The 22,776-nt window shown below is 45.4% G+C and carries 16 protein-coding genes; 10 read left to right on the forward strand and 6 right to left on the reverse strand.

Annotation, left to right across the window (positions count from 1 at the left end; all coding sequences use genetic code 11):
* The first annotated feature begins 87 nt into the window (after nucleotides 1-87).
* The 3 genes from P2A85_RS02885 to P2A85_RS02895 all read left to right on the forward strand — a co-directional run bounded on the left by P2A85_RS02885 (nucleotide 88) and on the right by P2A85_RS02895 (nucleotide 3,970).
* Nucleotides 88-1,848: a hypothetical protein gene (locus tag P2A85_RS02885; protein WP_377477412.1), complete on the forward strand. Its 1,761-nt coding sequence runs from the start codon at nucleotides 88-90 to the stop codon at nucleotides 1,846-1,848.
* Complete coding sequence (locus tag P2A85_RS02890) at nucleotides 1,845-2,615, forward strand: glycosyltransferase family 2 protein (RefSeq protein ID WP_377477414.1); 771 nt, start codon at nucleotides 1,845-1,847, stop codon at nucleotides 2,613-2,615. Before P2A85_RS02885 ends, P2A85_RS02890 begins: the two co-directional genes overlap by 4 nt.
* Before the next feature lie 290 nt (nucleotides 2,616-2,905).
* Nucleotides 2,906-3,970 (forward strand): NAD-dependent epimerase/dehydratase family protein, encoded by a 1,065-nt coding sequence (locus P2A85_RS02895; RefSeq protein ID WP_377477416.1) that lies wholly within the window; start codon nucleotides 2,906-2,908, stop codon nucleotides 3,968-3,970.
* Between the two features lie 134 nt (nucleotides 3,971-4,104).
* Here the strand turns inward: P2A85_RS02895 and P2A85_RS02900 are convergent, their stop codons facing one another.
* Both P2A85_RS02900 and P2A85_RS02905 read right to left on the reverse strand, forming a co-directional pair.
* Nucleotides 4,105-5,445, reverse strand: coding sequence for a PQQ-dependent sugar dehydrogenase (locus P2A85_RS02900; protein WP_377477418.1), 1,341 nt, complete (start codon nucleotides 5,443-5,445; stop codon nucleotides 4,105-4,107).
* 469 nt (nucleotides 5,446-5,914) lie between these two features.
* Nucleotides 5,915-6,421 (reverse strand): autotransporter, encoded by a 507-nt coding sequence (locus P2A85_RS02905; protein ID WP_340518986.1) that lies wholly within the window; start codon nucleotides 6,419-6,421, stop codon nucleotides 5,915-5,917.
* A 201-nt stretch (nucleotides 6,422-6,622) separates the two neighbouring features.
* On the opposite strand from P2A85_RS02905, the gene P2A85_RS02910 reads away from it, so the two are divergent.
* Complete coding sequence (locus P2A85_RS02910) at nucleotides 6,623-7,237, forward strand: L,D-transpeptidase (protein WP_377477420.1); 615 nt, start codon at nucleotides 6,623-6,625, stop codon at nucleotides 7,235-7,237.
* A gap of 54 nt (nucleotides 7,238-7,291) precedes the next feature.
* On the opposite strand, the gene P2A85_RS02915 is transcribed toward P2A85_RS02910, so the two are convergent.
* From P2A85_RS02915 to P2A85_RS02925, 3 genes are all read right to left on the reverse strand, one after another.
* Complete coding sequence (locus P2A85_RS02915; protein ID WP_377477422.1) at nucleotides 7,292-8,314, reverse strand: ATP-binding cassette domain-containing protein; 1,023 nt, start codon at nucleotides 8,312-8,314, stop codon at nucleotides 7,292-7,294.
* A 446-nt stretch (nucleotides 8,315-8,760) separates the two neighbouring features.
* Nucleotides 8,761-8,949, reverse strand: coding sequence for a hypothetical protein (locus P2A85_RS02920; RefSeq protein ID WP_340518989.1), 189 nt, complete (start codon nucleotides 8,947-8,949; stop codon nucleotides 8,761-8,763).
* 342 nt (nucleotides 8,950-9,291) lie between these two features.
* Complete coding sequence (locus P2A85_RS02925; protein WP_377477424.1) at nucleotides 9,292-10,215, reverse strand: histone deacetylase; 924 nt, start codon at nucleotides 10,213-10,215, stop codon at nucleotides 9,292-9,294.
* Between the two features lie 255 nt (nucleotides 10,216-10,470).
* On the opposite strand from P2A85_RS02925, the gene gyrA reads away from it, so the two are divergent.
* From gyrA to lnt, 5 genes are all read left to right on the forward strand, one after another.
* Nucleotides 10,471-13,164, forward strand: a complete 2,694-nt coding sequence (gyrA, locus tag P2A85_RS02930; RefSeq protein WP_377477426.1) for a DNA gyrase subunit A — start codon at nucleotides 10,471-10,473, stop codon at nucleotides 13,162-13,164.
* A gap of 77 nt (nucleotides 13,165-13,241) precedes the next feature.
* Nucleotides 13,242-13,886, forward strand: a complete 645-nt coding sequence (locus tag P2A85_RS02935) for a Uma2 family endonuclease (protein WP_377477428.1) — start codon at nucleotides 13,242-13,244, stop codon at nucleotides 13,884-13,886.
* 103 nt (nucleotides 13,887-13,989) lie between these two features.
* A complete protein-coding gene (locus tag P2A85_RS02940) occupies nucleotides 13,990-14,358 on the forward strand; it encodes a 4a-hydroxytetrahydrobiopterin dehydratase (protein ID WP_377481263.1) in 369 nt (122 codons plus the stop codon).
* A complete protein-coding gene (locus P2A85_RS02945; protein ID WP_377477430.1) occupies nucleotides 14,358-16,979 on the forward strand; it encodes a CHAT domain-containing protein in 2,622 nt (873 codons plus the stop codon). Before P2A85_RS02940 ends, P2A85_RS02945 begins: the two co-directional genes overlap by 1 nt.
* 226 nt (nucleotides 16,980-17,205) lie before the next feature.
* Nucleotides 17,206-19,011, forward strand: coding sequence for an apolipoprotein N-acyltransferase (lnt, locus tag P2A85_RS02950; RefSeq protein WP_377477432.1), 1,806 nt, complete (start codon nucleotides 17,206-17,208; stop codon nucleotides 19,009-19,011).
* Nucleotides 19,012-19,249: 238 nt separating this feature from the next.
* On the opposite strand, the gene P2A85_RS02955 is transcribed toward lnt, so the two are convergent.
* Complete coding sequence (locus P2A85_RS02955) at nucleotides 19,250-20,155, reverse strand: bestrophin family protein (protein WP_377477434.1); 906 nt, start codon at nucleotides 20,153-20,155, stop codon at nucleotides 19,250-19,252.
* A 377-nt stretch (nucleotides 20,156-20,532) separates the two neighbouring features.
* Between P2A85_RS02955 and P2A85_RS02960 the strand changes: the two genes are divergently transcribed.
* Nucleotides 20,533-22,749 (forward strand): DHH family phosphoesterase, encoded by a 2,217-nt coding sequence (locus P2A85_RS02960; protein WP_377477436.1) that lies wholly within the window; start codon nucleotides 20,533-20,535, stop codon nucleotides 22,747-22,749.
* Nucleotides 22,750-22,776 lie beyond the last annotated feature (27 nt).

Consider the following 22,776-nt stretch of genomic DNA (forward strand, 5'->3'; position numbering starts at 1 on the left):
AGAGGTAGAATATCAATTTCCGTTGCACCGTCAGGTGATGTTGACGGTTAATCTTCCACCTGATACTGCAACCACAAATGATATAGAATGGTGTATGGAATCCATCGCACGTTGATGAAAAAAATCCTCTGGTTATTTACTTTATATCTCATTCCCGTCCTTTTATTAATCGGATTTGTTGCCAATTTTAGCGTTAACGTTCCCATTGATGACGAGTGGAGGTTAGCTAGTTTTTTTGCAAAAATAGCTGGGGGAAATGTAACTTTTAACGATGTTTGGACTTTGCACAGCAACCACCGGATAGTGTTCCCCAAAATCATTATGGCTATGCTGGCTTTTTTGTCCAGATGGAATATTAATTATCCGCTGTGTCTCAGTATTGGTTTGGTTATCCTCACTTTTCTGGCTATTTACAAGTTATCCGCCATGCAGCTTCAGAATAGCGGCGATGATTTGTGGCATTTAGCTAATATATTAACTTGTATTTTGCTCTGTTCCCTGGTTCAGCATGAAAACTGGCTGTGGGGATTTCAACTCGCTTGGTTTTTAGTCAATTTTTGTTTTGTGGCTGCGGTTTATTGTCTGATTTTACCCAAAAAAATATCGGCTAGTATTCAAATATCCCTTGCTGCTTTATTCTGCTTTATTGCTAGTTTTTCTCTGGCTCAAGGTTTGCTTTCTTGGTTGGCTGCAATTCCGGCGGTGATGGCTTTAGAAGGAAATGTGGCACAGAAAAGAAAAAGACTTATTGTCTGGATGTTGCTGTTTATGGCAACTGGTGTTATTTACTCAATAGATTATCATCCTAGTCGGAAAACAAATATTTTTGCGTTACTGCATCAGCCCCTTGTGGTAATTGATTATTTTTTGAGTTTGTTGGGTTCCCCAATTGTTCGTTTGTCTGGTATTTCCGCATTGGTGGGATTGATAATATTGGCAAGCTTCTTATTTTTGGGATGCCATTTTGCCAAAAATATGAGGGAGCATCGTGAGGCAGTACCTTGGTTGTCCATAGGTTTGTTTTCGGTTGTTTCGGCTCTGTTTATTACGGTGGGTAGGGCGCAATTTGGAGCAATTCAGGCGCTGGAATCGTCGCGATATACGACGAATTCGATTTTGTTGCTAGTTGCTTTGGTTCAGCTTGGGCAATTGTTTGTGCGAGGTAGTATTGCTAGCTTGAATCGCCGATATACACTTGTTTATCAGGTGTTATGCGGGTTGCTAATTGGGATAATTATTGTTAATTCTGGACAGGCGGTGGCCCAATCTCAAGCTGCACTTGCTTACAAACAAGGTGGCAAAGATTGTTTGGAGTTGATTAATTATCTGGAACCGTCGAAATTTTTCCAAGATTCACCGGAAAGTTGTTTGAGGGTGCTGAGCAAAAAAACTTGGTTGGTCAGAGAAGGGGCGTTAGTTCTCGATAAAATAGGTTGGCGAAAGTCTGCTAAAAATGTAGAATTTGTTGCTAATCCTGAGAAAGTTTACGGCTATTTTGATCGAGGACAAATCGGCGATAAATCCTTGACAATAAACAAAAATAATGCTATGAAAGCTACGGGATGGGCTGTGTTACCAGCAGATTTGCCACAGCCTAATATTATCCTGTTATCTGTCGGGGATAAACAATCTTTTTTTGCTAATGCTTATGTCAACTTAGACAGTCCCGACATTGCTCAGACTTTGAAGTCTCAGGTTTACAGGAATGCTAGATGGGCGGTTGAGTTGTCGGGTGATAATTTGCCGATCGCCCAAACGGAAATTAAAGCTTGGGTGTATAATCCTGTGGACAACCAATTTGTCAAGTTGCGCGGTGGCGCTAGGGTAACAGTGGAGGATGAGGAGTGAAAATTTCAGTGATTATACCAGCTCACAACGAGGAGGGCTGTTTAGAAGGTACTGTGCGGGCGATCGCCCATACGCTCGATTTAGAAGCCATTGAGCACGAAATTCTGATTGTGAATGACAATAGTGTCGATCGCACCCTGAATATTTGCCAAGAATTATCAGAGACTTTTCCCACAGTTAGATACATCAACAATCAACCACCCAACGGTTTCGGATTTGCCGTGCGCCGGGGATTGGCGGAATTTGAGGGCGATGCTGTCGCCATTGTAATGGCGGATGCTTCCGACGATCCGGGGGATTTGGTAGCAGGATATCGCCAATTACAAGCAGGATATGACTGCGTTTTCGGTTCCCGATTCATCAAAGGCGGCTTTGTGGTAGACTATCCCATTCACAAACTAGCCATTAACCGCTTAGCAAATTGGTTTGTCAAAACTATTTTCGGCTTACGCTACAACGATGTCACCAATGCTTTTAAGATTTACCGCAAAGAAGTGATTGAGGGAGTGCAGCCGATTTTGAGCCATCACTTCAATTTAACTGTAGAACTTCCCCTCAAAGCAATTGTGAGAGGTTTTTCCTATGATGTAATTCCTCTAAGATGGTACAATCGGACTGCCGGTATTTCCAAGCTGAAAATCAAAGAAATGGGCAGTCGGTATTTATTTATTGTACTCTATGTCTGGCTAGAAAAACATCTTTCTCGTGGTGACTATCACCGTAGTGAATTAAGGACTAAAGTCCTGACTACCAACGAAATTTTGTAAAGCGCATGGTTGAAAGAATAAGGACTAAAGCATTAGTGTCAACTTAAAACTGAAACCCATAATAAATGTCGCTTTTAGGCCAAGTCTAGATCCCCCTAAATCCCCCTTAATAAGGGGGAATTTGAGTAGACTCTTGTCCCACCCCCTACTCACACCCTACTCCCTTACTAAAGGGGGTTAGGGGGGATCGAGGCCTCATCGTCAGACAGCAGACTGCTATACTACGTTTGACGTTAAGTTGACACCAATGGGACTAAAGTCCTGACTACGAAGGAAATTTTGTAAAGCGAATGTTTGAAAGAGTTTTGATTGTTGGAGGTGCGGGTTTCATCGGCAGTTGCTTGGCAATTGGCCTCAAGAAACTGCACCCGGAATGGCAGATAATTTGTTTAGATAACCTGCGCCGCCGGGGTTCGGAATTGAATTTACCTCGGCTGAAAAGTTCGGGTATTCAGTTTGTGTATGGAGATATTCGCACAGCGGCAGATTTAGATCCGGTGGCGCTGAATGTAGACTGCATTATCGATTGTGCTGCGGAACCTTCGGTGCTGGCGGGTTTTAGTTCACCTCAGTATGTTTTGCAGACGAATTTACTGGGTACTGTGAATGTTTTGGAGTTGGCGAGACAAACGGGTGCGAGTTTATTGTTTTTGTCTACGAGTCGAGTTTACCCGATCGCCACTGTCAAGTCTATCAAATTATGGGAGTCGGAGTCCAGATTTGCGATCGGCCCAAATCAAACCATACCTGGAATATCCGAATTAGGCATTTCTGAAGACTTCCCTCTCAAAGGAAATCGCTCCCTTTACGGAGCAACTAAATTAGCCTCAGAATTGCTGATTGAAGAATACAGAGCAGCTTACAATGTACCAGCAATTATTAACCGCTGCGGGTTAATTACTGGTGCTTGGCAAATGGGCAAAGTAGATCAGGGAGTATGCGGTTTGTGGGTAGCTGCCCACTATTTTCAAAAGTCACTTAATTATATCGGTTTCGGCGGCAGTGGCAAACAAGTTAGGGATTTACTACACGTTGAAGACTTGTTGCGGTTAGTTAATTATCAGTTAGAAAATTTTGCTGAATTTGACGGTGAAGTTTTTAATGTCGGCGGTGGTTCCAGCAACAGTCTGTCTTTAATTGAAACAACAGATTTATGCCAAAAAATTACGGGAAAATCCATTCCCATTCATCCTGTTTTGGAGGAAAGAGCGGGGGATATTCCCATTTTTATTACTGATTCTTCTAGGGTGATGGAACGCACTGGATGGCAACCTAGGATTAGCCCCGAAGCTGCTTTGCAAGATATTTATGAATGGATTGTTGCTAATGAAATTGTGTTGAGTTCGATTTTTTAGGGGATTTTTTGACCGCAGATTATCTGGTTATATTGTTGACGGTTGTATTGGAATGATTTAACCGCGAAGGCGCTAAGGACGCGAAGGAAGAGAAGAGAGAGTTTCATGCAGGACGATGAAGAGAGGGTTTTATATTACCCGCGATACTGAATGCGATAAATCCGGTTATTTGCCTCTTCAGTAAACAGCAAACTCCCATCAGGCAATACTAGCAAACCAACGGGGCGTCCCCAGGTTTTCGGTACCGATGGCTCGGTGAGAAAACCTGTCAGAAAATCTTCATAATAACCTTCGGGACGGGAATTGGCATTGAAAGGTACAAACACGATTTTGTAACCCGTTCCAGCGTTGCGGTTCCAACTGCCACGAAATGCGACAAATGCTCCATTCCGGTACTTTTTGGGAAAGGTTTTGCCGTCATAAAATTGCAGTCCTAATGCGGCTGAATGTGCTTGAAATAGTACATCTGGTGTCAGTGTTTTCGCCACTAAATCTGGTCGCTCGCTGCGGCCATTTTTGACGTGGCGCGGGTCTAGCAGATTCGGCTTAAAATAAGCAAAGGGCCAGCCGTAAAACTGGTCTTGACGAATTCTGGTCAAGTAATCGGGCACCAAATCATCTCCCAAACCGTCACGTTCGTTGACTGTGGCGTAAAGTTGCCCGCTGGAAGGGTGAAAATCTAATCCTACGGGATTGCGTAAGCCAGAAGCAAAAGTTTGCTGATTTTTTCCATCCAAATTCATCACCTGTACAGATGCCCTTGGTAGTGGTTCAGTATCGGCATTAGACTGGGAACCAACTGATACATAAAGTTTCTTACCATCCGGCGACATCACAACATTCCGCGTCCAATGTTGGTTATAGCCACCACCAGGTAAATCGGCTATTTTTTGACCTGTTCCAGTTAGTTTTTCTTGTCCGGTTGTGTAAGGAAATCTGCGAACTTCTGCCGTATTTCCTAGGAAGAAATAGCCTTGACCAAAGGCCATCCCAAAGGGAATGTTTAGCCCATTTTCTGCCTGAGCAAAAGTCTGGTTAACTTCCGCAACTCCGTCGCCGTTGGTATCCCGGAGCAGGGTAATCCGATTCTGTCGCGTTTCGGTGACTAAAACATCGCCTGTGGGTGTCAAGGCTAGCCATCGGGGAGCATCCAGATTTTCTGCAAAAACGTTGACGACAAAGCCCGCAGGGACTCGCAGCACTGGCGATGGGGGTGGGGGTATGACTTGAGGGGGTTTGGAGGCGCTGTCGGTAGCAAAAGGCTGAGGTAAGTTTCCAGGGCTGATGCGAATTGGTTGTGGTGATAACGCCTTGGTGGGTATGCTCTGACTCGTTGCAGAATTGGTGTTTGCTTGGGAGGGAATTTGGGACAGGGGGCTGGTGGCCAAAATCCTAGGAGCTTGAGCATCTGTAGCTGGTGAACACGCCACCACCGGGAGCAGTAAAATTAACAGTAAGAAACGCAGATTATACATAGCAGCAATTTCTCAATCAATGCTCGAAAATCCTATTATCACTGAAGAACGAGACGCAAACCCCTGCCTTTAGACATGGGCTTGAGCTGGTGATGGTTTTCAGATAAAATCCTCTCTTCATCGTGCTGTATTAAACTCTCTCTTCTCTTCCTTCGCGTCCTTCGCGCCTTCGCGGTTAAATCATTCCGATACAACCGGAATTGATATCACACTAATGCTCGAAAATCCTATTATCACTGAAGAACCCCAGGCAAACCCCTGCCTTTAGACATGGGCTTGAGCTTCATCGTCCTGTATTAAACTCTCTCTTCTCTTCCTTCGCGTCCTTAGCGCCTTCGCGGTTACATCATTCCCATACAACCGGAATTTATATCACACTTCGGCTTCCCTAGAAGCCAGATGCCAATTCCTAGGAAACAGCGAAGCCACCGTTTAGGGCGGTGGCTTAATTCTGTCTACAAACGTAACTCTACCAAAGTCCTCTCACGGGACGTGGGGCTGGACGGGGAGCTGGCGGGGGTAGTGGACGAGGAGGTGTTGGGGGTTGGACGCGGGGAGCGGGACGAGCTGGTTGAATGGGGGCTGGTTCTGGAGCCGGTGGCGCTTCTACGCGGGGAGTGGTGGTGGTAGCAACTGGTGAAGCTATCACTTTATACTTGGAGAGGACCATGATATTTTCTACCTGAGAGCCTCGGAACATGGCTTTGACTTTCATTCCTGGTACGAGGCCGGTAATTTTCAGGACGCATTTTTGAATCCTCAGAGTCCTGTATCGCTCATTTTCGGGGCGAATGGTGATGATGTCGCCCACAATACTTTTGACAATACCTGTGATGCTTTCTGTGTTGGCTGTTCTGGTGCTCTGGGTTTGCGCGATGAGAGTTGCAGGGTTAGCCATCGCTGGATGCACTGATAATGCAGAAACTACCACCGACAGGGTGGCACTGGTCAATAATTTGATGTTCTGAAGACGCATTGAAACCTCACATTAATTGCTATTGGGGGTTGGGGTTGCTTTCGCTGTGCGAAATTGCCCACCTTTAGACCTAATCCAGTTTAATCCCCCCAGTAGTAAATTTTTGAGAATTTCAAAAAAGATTATAATCTAACTGGTTGGGCATAATTTGAGATCTAAAGTTGGTGGGCACTGCTGATGAGGAGTTTAGCGAAAAACAACATGGTGAACAGCAAATCTTTGTTGAGTAAGTTAATTCTGTTGAGTTTGAGTGTGGTCGCGCTTTCTGTTGCAGAACCTAGGGCTAATTTTAATCATAGTGCGATCGCCTCGGAGTCACCAACATCCCAGGTGAAATTGCCCAATATCGCAATACCTGAATTGCCGGCATTGGGAGAACCATCTCGGTATATTCCCCAGGAACCAAAACCTCCGGTAACTCCCATTGAGGAAGTGCGCTTGGTGCTGAAATTGCGAGAACGCCGCGTCTATGTTTACCGAGAAAATAAGGTGCAAGCTAGCTTCCCCGTGGCTGTGGGAAAAGGTGGCTGGGAAACTCCTACGGGCAATTTTAAAGTTTTGCAAATGATCAAAGATCCTGTTTGGGAGCATCCTTGGACTGGGGAACTTGTTCCTGCGGGGGCGGACAATCCTTTGGGGAGTAGGTGGATTGGCTTTTGGACTGATGGTAAGAATGTGATTGGTTTTCATGGTACTCCCAATCCAGAGTCGATCGGGCGGGCGGCTTCTCATGGTTGTGTGAGAATGTTTGATAAAGACGCCCAGGCTTTATTTGAGAAGGTAGAAGTGGGAACGTCGGTGATTGTTGAGCATTAGGTATCTCTAAAAAAGCCTGTCTTGAACCGGCAGGATTTTTTAGAGATATTTAATTTACGATCGCATCGCCTGTTTTTGCTCAGCCTTCAAATCCCGATTACTAGCAGCAGCCAACTCCGCATCCAACAGCGTCTTACCAGTCGCCGCCAAATACACATCATCCAAACTCGGCCGAGATTGAGCAATCCCAAAAATAGGCAATCCCAGATCTTTCAAAGCTTGCTGAATTGTCACCAGCGCCTCGCTGTGGGGTGTTACTACTAAATTCAGAGAATTTCCTTGAGCCTCGTTGACAATTACTTCCTGCACAAAAGGCAAAGATTCCATCACCGTTTTGGCTGTTTCGGCTTCTTCGATGGGCGAAAACTCCCGAATCCGCAAAGTCACCCGATCGCCCCCAACCCGATTTTTCAACTCCAGAGGTGTCCCCTCAGCAATCACCGTCCCTTTGTCAATAATCGCCACGCGATCGGCCAAAGCATCAACTTCTTCGAGATAATGACTGGTAATCAAAACCGTAGTCCCTTCCTCTCGCAAGCGACGCAGGAAATCCCACACTACCACCCGACTTTCAATATCGAGCCCGACAGTCGGTTCGTCCAACACCAAAACATCCGGCTGGTGTAGCAATCCCGCAGCCAAATCCAAACGCTTGCGAATCCCGCCGGAATAAGTACCCGTCTTTTTATGTTCCCACTCCTCCAAACCCAGGAGTTTGACCATTTTATCAATCCGCCCTTTAATGGTATGGCGGGGCAAATGATAAAGCGCTGCTTGCAATTGCAGGAGTTCCCTGCCCGTCAACACCTTATCCAGAGCCACTTCTTGAGCCACATAGCCCAGTCTCTGTCTAGCAATTCTCGGCTGACTGACAGCAGAAATACCAGACACTTCAATACGTCCGCTATCTGGCGCTGTCAAAGTACAAAGTACGCGCAGGGTGGTGGTTTTGCCAGCACCGTTGGGGCCTAGCAAACCAAATATTTCCCCCTGTTCTACCTTGAAGGAAACATCTTTAACGGCTTCTACATTGCCGTAGCGTTTCTGAAGATTTTCAATTAAAACGGCGGGAGCCATATATTTTGGGGATTAGATTAACTTCTTGTTAATATTTTGACACTTTTGCGCTCAAATTGCCCGAATGTTTGGCTCTGGAACCATTGAAAAATTTTAGTTTAATTTTTACCAAGGCTGTTTTCGCTCCTGGTTATATTAGCACAATAGCCTTCTCTTGACAACTTGGTAAAATTTTATTTTTTTAATTTAAGCTTATTTTTTTAATGAATCTTCGTCCTATTAATTTTTCAATTCTAGTAGAAGTAAATATGCACCCACTACCTGTTATTTCAAAAGAATCTCTATCTTAAGGCTGATGTCATCGATGGCGATTCTCCTCCATAACCACCTATCTCAAAAAGAGAAGTCAAAAAATTAACTTTTCCACAAAAAATAGCTCTTCCAAAAATTTCAGTCTACGCAGACTCTTAGGTCTAATTCTGCTAGAACAGTATGACCGTAGCGACTTAATCGATAATTTTCACCCAGCCGCGGCGCACATTGTAGAGAAGTCTGTTGATGATGGCATACTCATCATCGTTGAGCGTTCTTTCTAAAAGTACGGATCTCAGTTGTCTCCGCTCGTGGCGAGTAACGACGCTGGAGAACATCACTTGACCAAACAACTCTTCGAGTGTCATTTGAGATACTGTCATGGTATTAACCCTTTGAATTGATTTAAGCATGGAAAGATTCCCCATACTCAGTTTAATTCTATTATGCTCTGTTTGACTGGAGATTTAGGTGATCCTAAACATTGACAAAGTGTGATTTTTGCGCTAATAATCTGTGACCGATATATAGAAACTAAGTGACTTGAATCTGGAAATTAGGTGATGGTGGTCACTGTTTGCCCACAACAGGGAACAGGGAATAGCAGAATGGGATCGATCGCACCTCTAAACTTTCTTCCTTAGCAGTTTTTCCCCTGACAAATTCGCCCTATCCTCAGTCTCTAAGGCTGCTCAACCTCATGTTCCAGACATCAGATTTTCCGGCTATTGAAGACATCGCTCGATCGTCGCCACTACCGACTCAGCCAAATCCTTCAGGGCGTAACCTCCTTCCAAACCAAAGAGGATGCGTCTGGTCACTTGCAGACAATATCCCGTGAAAGTCCCATAGTCTGAGGGTGTCAGGTTCATACTTGCCAAGGGATCGGCCTCCGTCGCGTCGTAGCCGGCGCTGACAATCAACAAATCCGGCTCAAATTTTGACAAAAACGGCATAACTTGAGATTCAAAAGCCGCAAGGTATTCCCCCATGCCGCCACCGGGATAGAGGGGAATATTCAGTACGTTGTCGTAGCCCCCGCGCTCATCGGCTTCTCCGGTTCCCGGATAGCATGGAGATTGATGGAGGGAACAGTAGGCAATTTGTCGGCAGTTTTCCACCAAAGATTGAGTGCCGTTACCGTGGTGTACGTCCCAGTCGAGGATGGCGACACGGTTAATTCCCTCCTGTTTGAGGGCGTAATTCGCGGCGATCGCAGCATTGGAAAACAAGCAAAATCCCATGGCCCGGTCTCTCTCAGCATGGTGTCCAGGTGGCCTGGCCAGGACAAAAGTCGGTTCGCCCCCAGCCCACACTCGATCGACCCCATCCAGCCAAGCACTCACAGCCAGCATCGCCACATCGTAACTTTCCGCAGAAATCGGCGTATCTCCATCAAGGTAGCCGCCTCCCCGATGAGCCAGATGTTCCACTTCCCTGATGTATCCTAGGGCGTGAACTTTTTTGATCTCCGATAACAATTTCTGCTCGTTACCGGAGACTGGCGTGGGCAGTTGCCATTCAATTTGAGCAGCCCAGGGAGCAGCTTTCAGAGCATTGACGATCGCCGTTAAACGTTCTGGTCGCTCTGGGTGAAGCATTCCAGTCTTGTGCAGTAAAAAATCGTCGGAATAGATGACGGGTAGCATCAGCAGATTTTAGGTTTTTGATTTTAGATTTCAGATTTTAGACTATTTTTTCGTGTTCACAAAGCAGCCAGTTTTATTACACAACAATTCTCTTAATTTTTCTGGCTATTATCCCATATTCTCTAAGGCTAATTGTGATATAATTTCAATAGTAATTTGCACTATTTGGCAACTCTACTGAATCCAAACCGATTTTATCGCATTTTTTGGATTTATAGCGGTCAAATTAAAATTTTTAACGGAGTTTTTTAACCTATGAGCACCTCTGAGTCGCGGATAATCCCGACGGATCTGGGTAATGAGATGTCCCGATCGTACTTGGAATACGCCATGAGCGTAATTGTCGGTCGGGCACTACCAGATGCTAGGGACGGTCTCAAGCCCGTTCACCGACGCATTCTCTACGCCATGAACGAATTGGGATTGACACCCGATCGACCCTTCCGCAAATGCGCCCGTGTCGTGGGGGAGGTGCTCGGTAAGTATCACCCCCACGGAGACACCGCAGTTTATGACGCCCTGGTGCGGATGGCTCAAGATTTCTCCATGCGGGAACGCCTAATCAACGGCCACGGCAATTTCGGATCGGTAGACAACGACCCCGCCGCAGCCATGCGGTATACCGAGTGTCGCCTCACCGCGCTGACTTACGACGCCATGCTGCGCGACATCGACTGCGAAACAGTGGATTTCGGGGACAACTTCGACGGTTCCCAGCAAGAACCCCTGGTACTCCCAGCCAGGATTCCCCAAATTTTGCTCAACGGTTCATCAGGAATAGCCGTGGGAATGGCTACCAACATTCCCCCACACAATTTAGGCGAAATCATTGACGGTTTGGTAGCCCTGATTCACAATCCAGAAATTACCGACCTGGAATTGATGCAATACATCCCCGGCCCCGACTTTCCCACCGGAGGCCAAATTTTAGGGAAAGCCACCATTCGGGAAGCCTACACCACCGGCCGCGGTTCCATCACCATGCGGGGAGTCGCCAGCATTGAAACCATCGAACACGCCGGCCGCCCAGACAAAGAAGCAATTATTATCACCGAACTGCCTTACCAAACAAACAAGGCAGCATTAATTGAGAAAATTGCCGAACTTGTAAACGACAAAAGATTAGAGGGAATTTCCGACATTCGCGACGAAAGCGACAGAGACGGAATGCGCGTTGTCATCGAACTAAAACGCGATGCCTATCCCCGCGTCGTCCTCAACAACCTCTACAAACAAACACCACTCCAATCCAATTTTGGAGCCAATATGTTAGCGTTAGTAAATGGGGAACCCCAACTACTTTCGCTCTCCCAATTCCTGAATGTCTTCCTAGACTTCCGCATTGAGACCATTACTCGTCGGACTCAATACGAACTCCGCAAAGCAGAAGAACGCGACCATCTCCTGCAGGGCTTATTAATAGCCCTCGAAAACTTAGATGGCATTATTCAGCTAATTCGTCGCGCTCCTGACTCCGCAGCAGCGAAACAAGAATTGATTGATAACTACGGTCTTTCCGAGCAGCAATCCGATGCCATCTTGCAAATGCAACTGCGACGTTTGACAGCCTTAGAAGCGCAAAAGATTCAACAAGAACATGAAGAACTGCGGGCGAAAATTTCTGACTTGGAAGATATTCTAGCAAGACGGGAACGGATTCTAGAAATCGCCGAAGTCGAAGCAGTCGAAATCAAAACCAAAATAGCCACTCCACGGCGCACAGTCATCGAACACGCCGAAGGAGAAATCGATGAAAGAGATCTCATTGCTAACGAACAAGCAATCATTCTGATCACCGAACAAGGCTACATCAAACGGATGCCCGTCAGCACTTTCGAGGCCCAAAGTCGCGCTACTCGCGGCAAAGCAGGCACGAAAATGAAAGAAGATGACGGAGTAGAACATTTCCTTTCCTGTTGCGATCACGACAGCGTTTTGTTCTTCAGTGACAGAGGCGTAGTTTACTCTGTCAAAGCTTATCAAATCCCCGTCAGTTCTCGGACAGCGCGCGGAATGCCCGTGCTACAACTACTGCCGATTCCCATGGAAGAAAAAATCACTTCTATGGTGTCTGTAACAGAATTCAGCACCGAGGAATACTTGGTAATGCTAACTCGCAGTGGCTACATCAAAAAAACTGCGCTTTCGGCTTTTGCCAATATCCGAACTAACGGTTTAATCGCTATTTCTCTAGAAGAAGGCGACCAACTGCGGTGGGTACGGAGAGCAAAAGTTGGGGACAGCATTATCATCGGCACGCGGCAAGGCATGGCAATTCATTTCCGCACCAATCACGAACAGTTGCGACCTACTGGGCGCGCTACTAGGGGTGTGAAATCAATGAAATTGCGATCGGGCGATGAGTTGATCAGCATGGACATTTTGCCAAGTTCAATTGTTGCCGAAATTGCGGAATTAGAAACCGAAGAATCAGAATTTGAGGGGGCAAATATTGCTCAATTAGACACTGAAGAATCGGAATTTGAAGAGGCGAATGTGGCGGAAGTGGAAGAGGAAGAGTTAGAACAGCAAACTGAGGAAACAGAAGGCGAAATCCTCGAAGAAATTCCCACAGATAACAGCCTAGTTCCATCAGTGTTGGTAATTACTACCAATGGTTATGGGAAGCGGGTTCCTGTTTCTCAATTCCGCCTCCAAAGACGTGCTGGGAAAGGATTGACTGCTACTAAATTTAAGTCCAAAAAGGCTAAGGATCGGGTAGCGGCACTGCGAATTGTTAACGAAACCGATGAGTTGATGATTATTACCAACCGAGGAATTATCATCCGTCAGGCGGTGAGTGCAATTTCCACACAATCTCGAACAGCAACGGGAGTGCGGGTGCAGCGCTTGGACGACGATGATTCGATTGTAGCTGTGGCTTTAGTGCCGCCTGCGGGTGAAGAGTCGATCGAAGATTTGGAATCTCAGGAAGCGGTAGAAGAGTAAAGGTTAATTGTTTTCATGGTAACTGGTTCCCAGACAAAGCCTGGGAACCAGCAAAGAAAATTTTCAGTGAGGTAACAATGAGTCAACTACAAACAAAAATCCTAACTGATACCTGGATGACAGTGACTTGGGATGAATATATAGAAATTATTAAACAGCCGGAGTATGAACAAGCAAAATGTTATTACTACAATGGACAGTTGAGGATTGAAATGGCAGCAGTAGGGCCGGATCATGCTGATGACAATGGAATTATCATCATTTTAACCAATCTATTTGGGATTGCTAAAGGTATAAAAATGAGGCTACTGGTTAACTGTAGCTACCGCAAAACCGATGTCAGAGAAGCTCAACCAGACGCTTCTTACTACATCGGAGAACGGGTACAATCTACACCTCGCGGGAGTTCAGTCGTGAATTTGGATAGCGCAGTTGCACCAGATTTGGCGATCGAAATTGCGGATAGTTCTTTGCTGGACGACTTGGGAACTAAAAGAATGCTTTATGAAGAATTAGGGGTGTCTGAATATTGGGTTGTAGACGTACAAAAAGCCCAAATTATTGCTTTTAAAATAATTGCTAACCGGGGAAGTGAACGCTTGACAGAATCTGAAGTTTTACCAGGACTAAAATTTGCTTTACTTGAGGAAGGTTTGCGACGCAGCCGCCAGACAGATCATACAGAGGTAGGTAGCTGGTTTTTTGACGAAGTTAGGCAATAAAAATATGAATAGGTTGGTAGTGAGGACTTCTGTCTTCTGCATTAGTTTCGCCCTGGCAACAATCGGAATATCACCAACAATGGCCACCGTTGTGCGCGAGTCGATGATTGGTAAATACTTAGCACAAACCGCAGAAAATAGCAAGGTAAAACCCTTGACTGAATCAGAAATTTCCCAGCGCTTGCAAGCTTTGCCCAACTGGAAGAGAGACGGTCAAACTATTAAATATACCCACGAGTTTAAAAATTTTGTCCACGCTGTTAGTTTTGTGAATTGCCTGATTTCACCCTCAGAAAAAGCCGCCCACCATCCAGATATTTTAATTAGCTATAACCGGGTTACAATTAGTCTGACAACTCACGATGCAGGGGGGTTGACACGACAAGACTTCGAGCTTGCTGAGACTATCTCTAAATTAGTCAGCGAGTGGATGCCGGGAAATGTTTGTTTAGTCGTAGAAGGTTCTGGATAATGAATTTACTGCACCAAACCGGAAAATCTCAACTAAAAAAGCTGTTTTTAATTTTATCAATTTGTTTTTTATCCACGGAAAATAGCGCTTTTGGACAATCTATTACTCCCGCCAATGATGGCACGGGTACTACCGTCAACACCCAAGGAAATCGCATGGATATCGGCGGTGGTAAATTGTCTGGAGATGGGGCTAATCTTTTCCACAGTTTTCAGCAATTCGGATTGACGGAAACTCAAACTGCTAATTTTTTATCAAATCCAGCTATTCAAAATATTTTAGCGCGAATAGTGGGGGGAGATGCTTCAGTCATTAATGGTTTGATTCAAGTAACGGGGGGGAATTCCAATTTATTTTTGATGAATCCTGCGGGGATTGTTTTTGGTGCTAATGCTCAGCTCAACGTGCCTGCATCCTTTACTGCTACTACAGCTAACAGCATTGGTTTTGGGGAAAATGCGTTTAGGGCGATCGGCTCTAATAATTATGCTAATTTGGTAGGAACTCCCAGCAATTTTATTTTTTCAGCAATCGATCCTGCAAATATTGTTAATCGTGGAAATTTGGCGGTGAATCCGGGGGAAAGTTTAACTTTGCTGGGTGGCAATGTCATTAATACAGGTGAATTGTCAGCATCAGGAGGTAAAATTAACATTGTTTCAGTACCGAATGAGAGTGTGGTTCGTATCTCTCAAACGGGACATTTACTGAGTTTAGAAGTAAGTATAGATGGGTTAAATCCCGATACTAATCGGGGAAAAGATGATAACAACGTAAAGTCGGTGGCAAGTCTGCCTGAATTGCTGACAGGTAGAGGTCAAAAAACTAATGCTACAGGGGTTAATGTCAATAGCGACGGCACTGTAGAGTTGACGGATGCTAATATCAGAAATATTCCGGCAATTGGTTTGCCACAAAATAACCTAGAGGCACTTAAAATACCTATAATATTGCCGAATATTGGGAATTTCAATGGGGTTGCCAATGATAGTAAGGTGAGTATAATGCCTGTGGGGGGCGATCGCATTTTTGTCAATCCCAACATTAATGTTTCTGGAAATTCTCTGCCTCCAAGTTTGGGTGGTGCTAGTACAATCCTGAAAGTGGACAATTTGCCGCCACAGGGAGCACCTCCCCAAGTTGCTTTGTTTAATGATATTAGTCGCAATTCTAATATTAATAGACCGATTAATCTTAACAGTCCACCACCGCCACCACCTAATAATATACAGTTATTTGCTAGTCCCGGAATTGGGGGTAGTCCGCCGCTACCAAAACCAGGAAATAACACTATGCCACCTCCCGGAGTGAAGGGTAATATTCCGGGTGGCAAAATGGAAATTCCCATCAGAGGGGCAAATCCTCCGGGGAATCTTGCTGCTATTTCTAACATCAATTACTTATTGTCTATCGAGCAAAATCGTGCCGATCGATATGTGGCTTATTTTGGCGATAGTCTGACTAATCAATCAATGGGGGCCGAAAATCTGCGGGAAAGCTTGGGGAAAATTGCCTCTCAAACCGGAAAGCGATCGGCAATTATTTATGTTAATCTATTTGCCGATCGCTTAGAATTGCTCCTATTCATGCCCGATGGTTCGGCACTGCGAAAAACTGTCCCTGAAGCCGATCGCCAAACCATGCTAACATTAGCCAAAGAATTCAGACAAGAAATATCCAATCCTCAGAAGCGAAACACCACCAGCTACAAAAAGTCGGCTCGGAAAATTTACGATTGGCTAATTGCACCTTTAGAAACTGATTTGCAAACTCAAGGCATCAATACGCTGCTGTTTTCGCTGGATACAGGTTTGCGAAGTCTTCCTTTGGCTGCTCTTTACGACGGAAAACAGTTCTTAGTCGAAAAATATTCCCTCAGTCAGATTCCCACACTTTCCCTCACGGATACTCGCTATCAATCGCTGAAAAATGCCTCGGTTTTGGCTATGGGAGCCGCTCAATTTACTAAGCTATCTCCCCTGCCAGCAGTCCCTGTGGAATTAGCGAATATTGCAGATTTGTGGCCTGGCAAATCTTTTTTAAACGAGCAATTTACCCTAAAAAATTTGCAATCCCAACGCAATCAAAAGCCTTATCAAATTATTCATTTAGCGACTCACGGCGAATTTCAACCCGGTGCAGCCAGCGATTCTTTTATTCAACTTTGGGACTCGAAGTTGCAATTAAATCAACTGCGGCAGTTAGGATGGAATAATCCGCCAGTCGAGTTATTGGTGCTTTCTGCTTGTCGCACCGCCTTGGGAGACGAACAAACGGAATTGGGTTTTGCGGGTTTGGCATTTCAAGCGGGAGTTAAGTCAGCTTTGGCAAGTTTGTGGTATGTTTCAGATGAAGGTACTTTGGCTTTGATGAGTGAGTTTTATCAGCAATTGAAAACAGCTCCAATTAAAGCAGAAGCCCTCAGACAAGCACAGATTGCGATGCTGAGGGGTGATGTTCGTATTGAGCAGGGGGTATTGCGGGGATTGTCTGCTGTGTCGTTGGCTCAGGGAACGAGGGCTGGTACGTCGCTGCCTGCGGAATTGGCAAATATGGGCGATCGCAATCTGGCTCATCCCTATTATTGGGCGGCTTTCACAATGATTGGTAGTCCTTGGTAAATGCTTATTGGTTATTGGTTATTGGTAAATTGTTATTGGTTATTAGTTGTTGGTTATTAGGACTTAAAACTAACTCATGACTTCTTCTATAGCAATCCTTGCAGGAGTCGTAATTTTTTTACCCCACCCCAACCCTCCCCTTAGCAAGGGGAGGGAGTAAGAAATTCACAAATGATTTAGGATTGCTATATATTGATTGTAACTATCAGTTTGGGAAATAAGCAAAGTGGCGATATTTAATAAACAGATATTTGAAAATATCGCGGTTCGGATTCCTAAGAATTTAGGATGGTCGATCGCACTTTTGGCCGGTATTTTGATGGCATTGACAACTGCACCAGTAAATGCTTGGCTGTTGGCTTGGGTGGCATTAGTTCCCCTGTGGATTCTGGTTGTAGATTACGAACAACCAAAACAAGAAGTAAAAAAACAAAAAGTCTTCCTTCTTCCTTCTTCCTTCTTCCTGCTTCCTTTATTCTGGGGAATTGGCTATCACGGATTAGCTTTGTCTTGGATTATGGGAATTCACCCCATGACTTGGTTGGGGGTTCCGTGGTGGCCTAGTTTGGCGATCGCACTTTTTTGTTGGGCATTCATCACTCTCTGGGGAGCCGCCTTAGTTGCTGTTTGGGCATGGCTATTTGTAACTTTCAACTCCCTCTCTTCTTTCCCCCCTAGGGGGGGGCAGGGGGGGGTTATTCTTCACTCCCCAATTTTTCAAGGGGGGGCTCTTAACTCCCCCCCTTTACAAGGGGGGGTTGGGGGGGGTAACTCCAAATTCTCAGCATTAATTCGCGTTTTAATTGGCACGGCATTATGGTGTGCTTTAGAAAGTTTTTGGAGTCAAGGTTCGCTGTGGTGGACATCATTATCCTACACCCAAAGCCCCCACAATTTAGCAATTTTGCACCTAGGTCAACTCTCTGGACCGAGCGCAGTAACGGCGGCGATTGTAGCAGTAAATGGCTTAATTGCCGAAGCTTGGATTGAAGGAAAAAGAACCGCCCAAGGGGGGAAAGAAGAAGAAACCACCTTCGGGGGAAGCAAGAAGAACCCCCCCCTGCCCCCCCCTAGGGGGGAAAAAAGAGAGAAGAATTGGATTTCTTATTTTTTACCTGGAATTTTGTGTTTAACTTTGCATATTGTAGGGTGGAGTTTATATAATCGCCCCTTAATTCAAGAGCCGGGAATGGCGTTAAAAATAGGAATTATTCAAGGCAATATTCCGAACGAGATTAAGTTTGACTCCCAGGGCTGGCGTCGCGCTTTGGAAGGTTACACGGCGGGATACAAACTGTTAGCAGATAGAGGCGTGGATGTTGTGTTAACTCCAGAGACGGCTTTGCCTTTTTTCTGGACAAATGAGTATCAGCGTTCTACTCTGTCTTTTTATCAAGCAATTCTCGATCGCGGTGTTCTGGCTTTGGTGGGAGGCTTTGGACAGGAAGGGGATGGTATTACTAATAGCTTATTGGCGATCGACACAACAGGAGAAATCCTCAGCCGCTACGATAAAACCAAGCTCGTGCCTTTAGGTGAATATATCCCCTTTTACGAAATTTTAGGGGGGATTATTAATCGGCTTTCTCCCTTAGATGCTCATTTAATACCGGGAAATTCTCAGCAACTGTTTGACACGCCTTTTGGCCGCGCCATTGTCGGTATTTGTTACGATTCGGCCTTTGCGGAAATTTTTCGATATCAGGCGGCGAAGGGGGGCGAATTTATGCTGACAGCATCTAACAATGCCCATTATAAACCGCCGATGTTGGCCGGGCATCATGCTCTAGATGTGATGCGGGCAATTGAAACTGATAGATGGGCGGCTATTGCTACGAATACAGGTTATTCTGCGTTTGTCAATCCTCACGGCCAAACGGTGTGGATGTCGGCAATTAATACTTATGAAGTCCAAGATGCTACTATTTATCGGCAGCAAACTCAGACTTTGTATGTACGCTGGGGCGATTGGTTGATGCCTGTATTGTTAGTTTTGGCTGGATTGGCGAGGTTTGTTATCAGAATTAAGTAGACCAACCTAAAACAAACACAACACCCAGAACCCCGACTTATTAATAAAGAAGTCGGGGTTCTAAAATCGAGCGCGTTTTACGTTAATTAATCCCTGTATCCGTGTCAAAATCCGTGTTCTTTCTTCTTTCTTCTTTCTTCTTCTTCCTTTTTCCTTCTGACTGACCTCCGTTACATCCGTTATATCCGTGGAGCAAGTCCGTTTTGCCGAACTTCCTTCTGACTTCTTCCTTCGGACTTTACTTATCTTCGACGTGATTGTGCACACTAGGAGACAAAGAAATTAAATCTTCGATATTGCGCTGAATGGTAGCACAAATATTATCCAAGGGCAAATCATTAGTATCGTGACCAAAAGGATTTTCGATTTCAATGCCGATTGCTTCGATTCCGAACAAAGTAAAACTAATTAAAGCTACTACTGGGGCAGTTCCCCAACCCAAATCTTTCACCATTTGAAATGGCAGTGCTAAGGAATAAAGTAACAATAGCTGTTTTAGATGAATCGCGTAAGCTAGAGGCATAGGGGTTCTCAAAATTCGCTCGCAACCACTCAAGGCCTCAATCATGTTATTGACTAACTGATTCATCGCAGTCAACCGATAGACATCAAGGTTATTTTTATCGTGCTGTTGGGTCAAGTAATCTGCAATCCAAAAACCAATTTCGAGCGGGGGATTGTTCATTTGTTTGAGAACTTCATACTGATATGGCAATACAAACGGCTCTATTTCTGAGTTAATTTTCTCTTGGCGTAGGTGCAACTTCAGTGCGATTGCAAAAGCAATTAATAACCGTATGGCTGACTTTTTCTCAAGGAAATCCTCCGGCGTATTGTCGCTAATAGATACCCATATTTGACGCGCCAAATTCCGAACAGCAATGATTAAAGTTCCCCAAATTCTCCTACCTTCCCAAAAGCGATCGTAAGCCGTATTTGTCCGAAAGACTAATAATAAACCGAGGACAATGCTGGGCACAACGCTAGACAAGATTGGTAAAGATACTGGAATACCAAGAGAGTACAGCAGTGAAATAAAAAAACCAAAACCAGCGCAGAGTAAAACACGAGGTAAAATTGAGGGAATGACAGACCCACGAAACTTTAATGCAGTTTGAAACCATGGTCGTTTTTCAGCAGTCATCTAAATCTCCTCTTTAGCTAAAATCAAAAATCAGGGAATGTACAGGCTGTGTAAATGGGGTGCATCTCAATGAGTGCAAATATATTCGTAGGGGCGAAGCATGACCGCAGACAATTTATTAGGGATAACCAGAGATTTACAGCGGTCATGCTTCGCCTATGCAAAATCGGGATGCTCCCGTGTAAATGCTTGCTAGACCTCATTTTTGCCTCCCAGGGGAGTGGGAGAGTATAGCATCTAGGCAAACAGTCTTTGAATTTTACCAAAAGACTGATATTTAGGACAATTTTATAATTTAAAATTTAAAATCTAAAATTGATTAATTCCGGTACTTAAATTAGCTAATATTAGCTATGTATCTTTAAACGCAATTTTCCGTGCCAGATATACCCACTTCTAATTCCTCCCATCTGCATCGGTTGCCGAACCAACGGTGGCAAATCTATGCGCCTCAACCACAGCAAGCGGAACATTTTGCTAGAGAAATTGGTTTGTCGCCACTGTTAGCCCAGGTACTGATTAATCGGGGCATCGATACACTGACAGAAGTGCAAGGATTTGTAGAGCCGGAATCTCTGGTTTTGCCACAGCCAATGGATGAGTTTCCTGATTTGGCGGTGAGTGTGAAATTGTTGCGAGAAGCAATTGCCAAAGGAAACAAGATTGCGATTTGTGGGGATTATGATGCTGATGGGATGACGAGCACGGCTTTGTTGCTGCGAGCTCTGAGGGCTCTGGGGGCGAAGGTGGATTATGCGATTCCGAGTCGGATGCGGGAAGGTTATGGGATTAACGATCGCATTGTAGAAGAATTTCACTCCGAAGGTGTGGCTTTAATTCTGACTGTAGATAACGGCATTGCCGCTTTGGGGCCAGTGAAAAGAGCGCGAGAACTTGGCGTACAAGTAATTATTACAGACCATCACGATTTGCCACCACAACTACCGCCGGCGGATGCGATTCTGAATCCGAAATTAATTGCTGAATCTTCGCCTTATCGCGGTTTAGCTGGGGTTGGTGTGGCTTATGTTTTGGCAATTAGTTTGGCTCAGAGTTTGCAGAAAGTTGGCGGGTTGGTGAATCCGCTGCTGGAGTTATTTACTTTGGGAACTATTGCGGATTTAGCACCTTTGACTGGGGTGAATCGTCGCTGGGTGAAGCGGGGTTTGCGGCTGTTGCCTCACTCGCAATTGGCGGGGATTCAGGCTTTGATTCAGGTGGCTGGGGTGCACCCTGGAAGTGCCGAAACTCCTTTGATTCCCAATTTTAAACTCAAGGGCGGGCACGGGGGCACCGCCCCTACAACTCAAAATTCCTTAAAACCTGAAGATATTGGTTTTAGACTTGGACCGAGGATTAATGCTGTGGGTAGGCTGGCTGACCCTCAAATTGTGATAGAATTGTTGACTACGGACGATCGCGATTTGGCTCTGCAAAGGGCGATGGAGTGCGAACAAATCAATCAGCGCCGCCAGGAGTTGTGTATTGAAATTGAAGAGGAAGCTATCGCTTGGTGCGAGGAAAGTTCGCTGAATTTGCAGCAGGAACGGGTTTTGGTTGTGGTAAGGCCTGGTTGGCATCACGGGGTGATTGGGATTGTGGCTTCTCGGTTGGTGGAGCGTTATGGTGTGCCGGTGTTTATTGGTACTTTTGAGGGCGGGCACGGGGGCACCGCTGAGGGCGGGCACGGGGGCACCGCTGAGGGCGGGCACGGGGGCACCGCTGAGGGCGGGCACGGGGGCACCGCTGAGGGCGGGCACGGGGGCACCGCCCCTACGGATGCGCCCTCTCAAATTGTGCGGGGTTCGGCGAGGGGAATTCCTGAGTTTAATGTATTTGACGGGCTGAATTTTTGTGCGGATTTATTAACTAAATTTGGTGGACACAAAGCAGCGGGAGGTTTTTCTATGCCTGCAGAGAATCTGGCCAAATTCCGCAGTCAACTTGCGGTTTTTGCTAATCAATGTTTGCAGCCAGAACATCTCAAGCCGCTGGTTTCTGTTGATGTGCAAGCGGATTTATCTGAGATTAATTTGGAGCTTTATCGACAAATTGATGCTCTGGAACCTTGCGGGATTGAAAATAAGGCTCCTGTGTTTTGGACACCGAATGTTTGTATAACTGAACAGAAAATTGTTGGGAAAGGAAATCATCTGAAACTAACTGCCAGTCAAACTGGAAAAGTACCAGCCAGTTTACAGGGTATTGCTTGGCGTTGGGGTGAATATTTTCCTTTGCCTCGGTTGGTTGATATTGCTTACCGATTGCGGGAAAATTCTTTTAATGGCAAGATATCGGTGCAGTTAGAGTTGCTGGGTGTTCGACTGGCTAATGGTGAGGCGGATTCTAGGCAGTTTGTTTCGGGGAAGGCTGAGTTTGATTTTTCCGATCGCACTTATGCTTGTAGTTTATCTCGATCGGGCGATCGGACTGAGTTGAGAATTCGCAACTCCGTCGGGCTGGTGTTAGCGGTTTCGCCGGGACAAACCACTGGTTTGTTGGGTAATAGCCGGGAAAATGCTAGGGAAGTGGATCTGTCTAAACCTTTCTTTTACAGCTTGATTCAAGCTGCTAAAAATGCCTTGGGGATTTGAATGTAAACTCTAGGGGGATTTGAAAAT

Source organism: Microcoleus anatoxicus, assembly GCF_042465725.1.
In the GTDB taxonomy this organism is placed as follows: domain Bacteria; phylum Cyanobacteriota; class Cyanobacteriia; order Cyanobacteriales; family Microcoleaceae; genus Microcoleus; species Microcoleus anatoxicus.

What these genes read in the sequence shown, in the direction of transcription:
- P2A85_RS02885 (WP_377477412.1), top strand. Translation starts at nt 88, where the DNA reads ATGGTGTATGGAATCCATCGCACGTTGATGAAAAAAATCCTCTGGTTA.
- P2A85_RS02895 (WP_377477416.1), top strand. Translation starts at nt 2,906, where the DNA reads ATGTTTGAAAGAGTTTTGATTGTTGGAGGTGCGGGTTTCATCGGCAGT.
- P2A85_RS02900 (WP_377477418.1), bottom strand. Translation starts at nt 5,445, where the DNA reads ATGTATAATCTGCGTTTCTTACTGTTAATTTTACTGCTCCCGGTGGTG.
- P2A85_RS02905 (WP_340518986.1), bottom strand. Translation starts at nt 6,421, where the DNA reads ATGCGTCTTCAGAACATCAAATTATTGACCAGTGCCACCCTGTCGGTG.
- P2A85_RS02910 (WP_377477420.1), top strand. Translation starts at nt 6,623, where the DNA reads ATGGTGAACAGCAAATCTTTGTTGAGTAAGTTAATTCTGTTGAGTTTG.
- P2A85_RS02915 (WP_377477422.1), bottom strand. Translation starts at nt 8,314, where the DNA reads ATGGCTCCCGCCGTTTTAATTGAAAATCTTCAGAAACGCTACGGCAAT.
- P2A85_RS02920 (WP_340518989.1), bottom strand. Translation starts at nt 8,949, where the DNA reads ATGACAGTATCTCAAATGACACTCGAAGAGTTGTTTGGTCAAGTGATG.
- P2A85_RS02925 (WP_377477424.1), bottom strand. Translation starts at nt 10,215, where the DNA reads ATGCTACCCGTCATCTATTCCGACGATTTTTTACTGCACAAGACTGGA.
- gyrA (WP_377477426.1), top strand. Translation starts at nt 10,471, where the DNA reads ATGAGCACCTCTGAGTCGCGGATAATCCCGACGGATCTGGGTAATGAG.
- P2A85_RS02935 (WP_377477428.1), top strand. Translation starts at nt 13,242, where the DNA reads ATGAGTCAACTACAAACAAAAATCCTAACTGATACCTGGATGACAGTG.
- P2A85_RS02940 (WP_377481263.1), top strand. Translation starts at nt 13,990, where the DNA reads ATGATTGGTAAATACTTAGCACAAACCGCAGAAAATAGCAAGGTAAAA.
- P2A85_RS02945 (WP_377477430.1), top strand. Translation starts at nt 14,358, where the DNA reads ATGAATTTACTGCACCAAACCGGAAAATCTCAACTAAAAAAGCTGTTT.
- P2A85_RS02955 (WP_377477434.1), bottom strand. Translation starts at nt 20,155, where the DNA reads ATGACTGCTGAAAAACGACCATGGTTTCAAACTGCATTAAAGTTTCGT.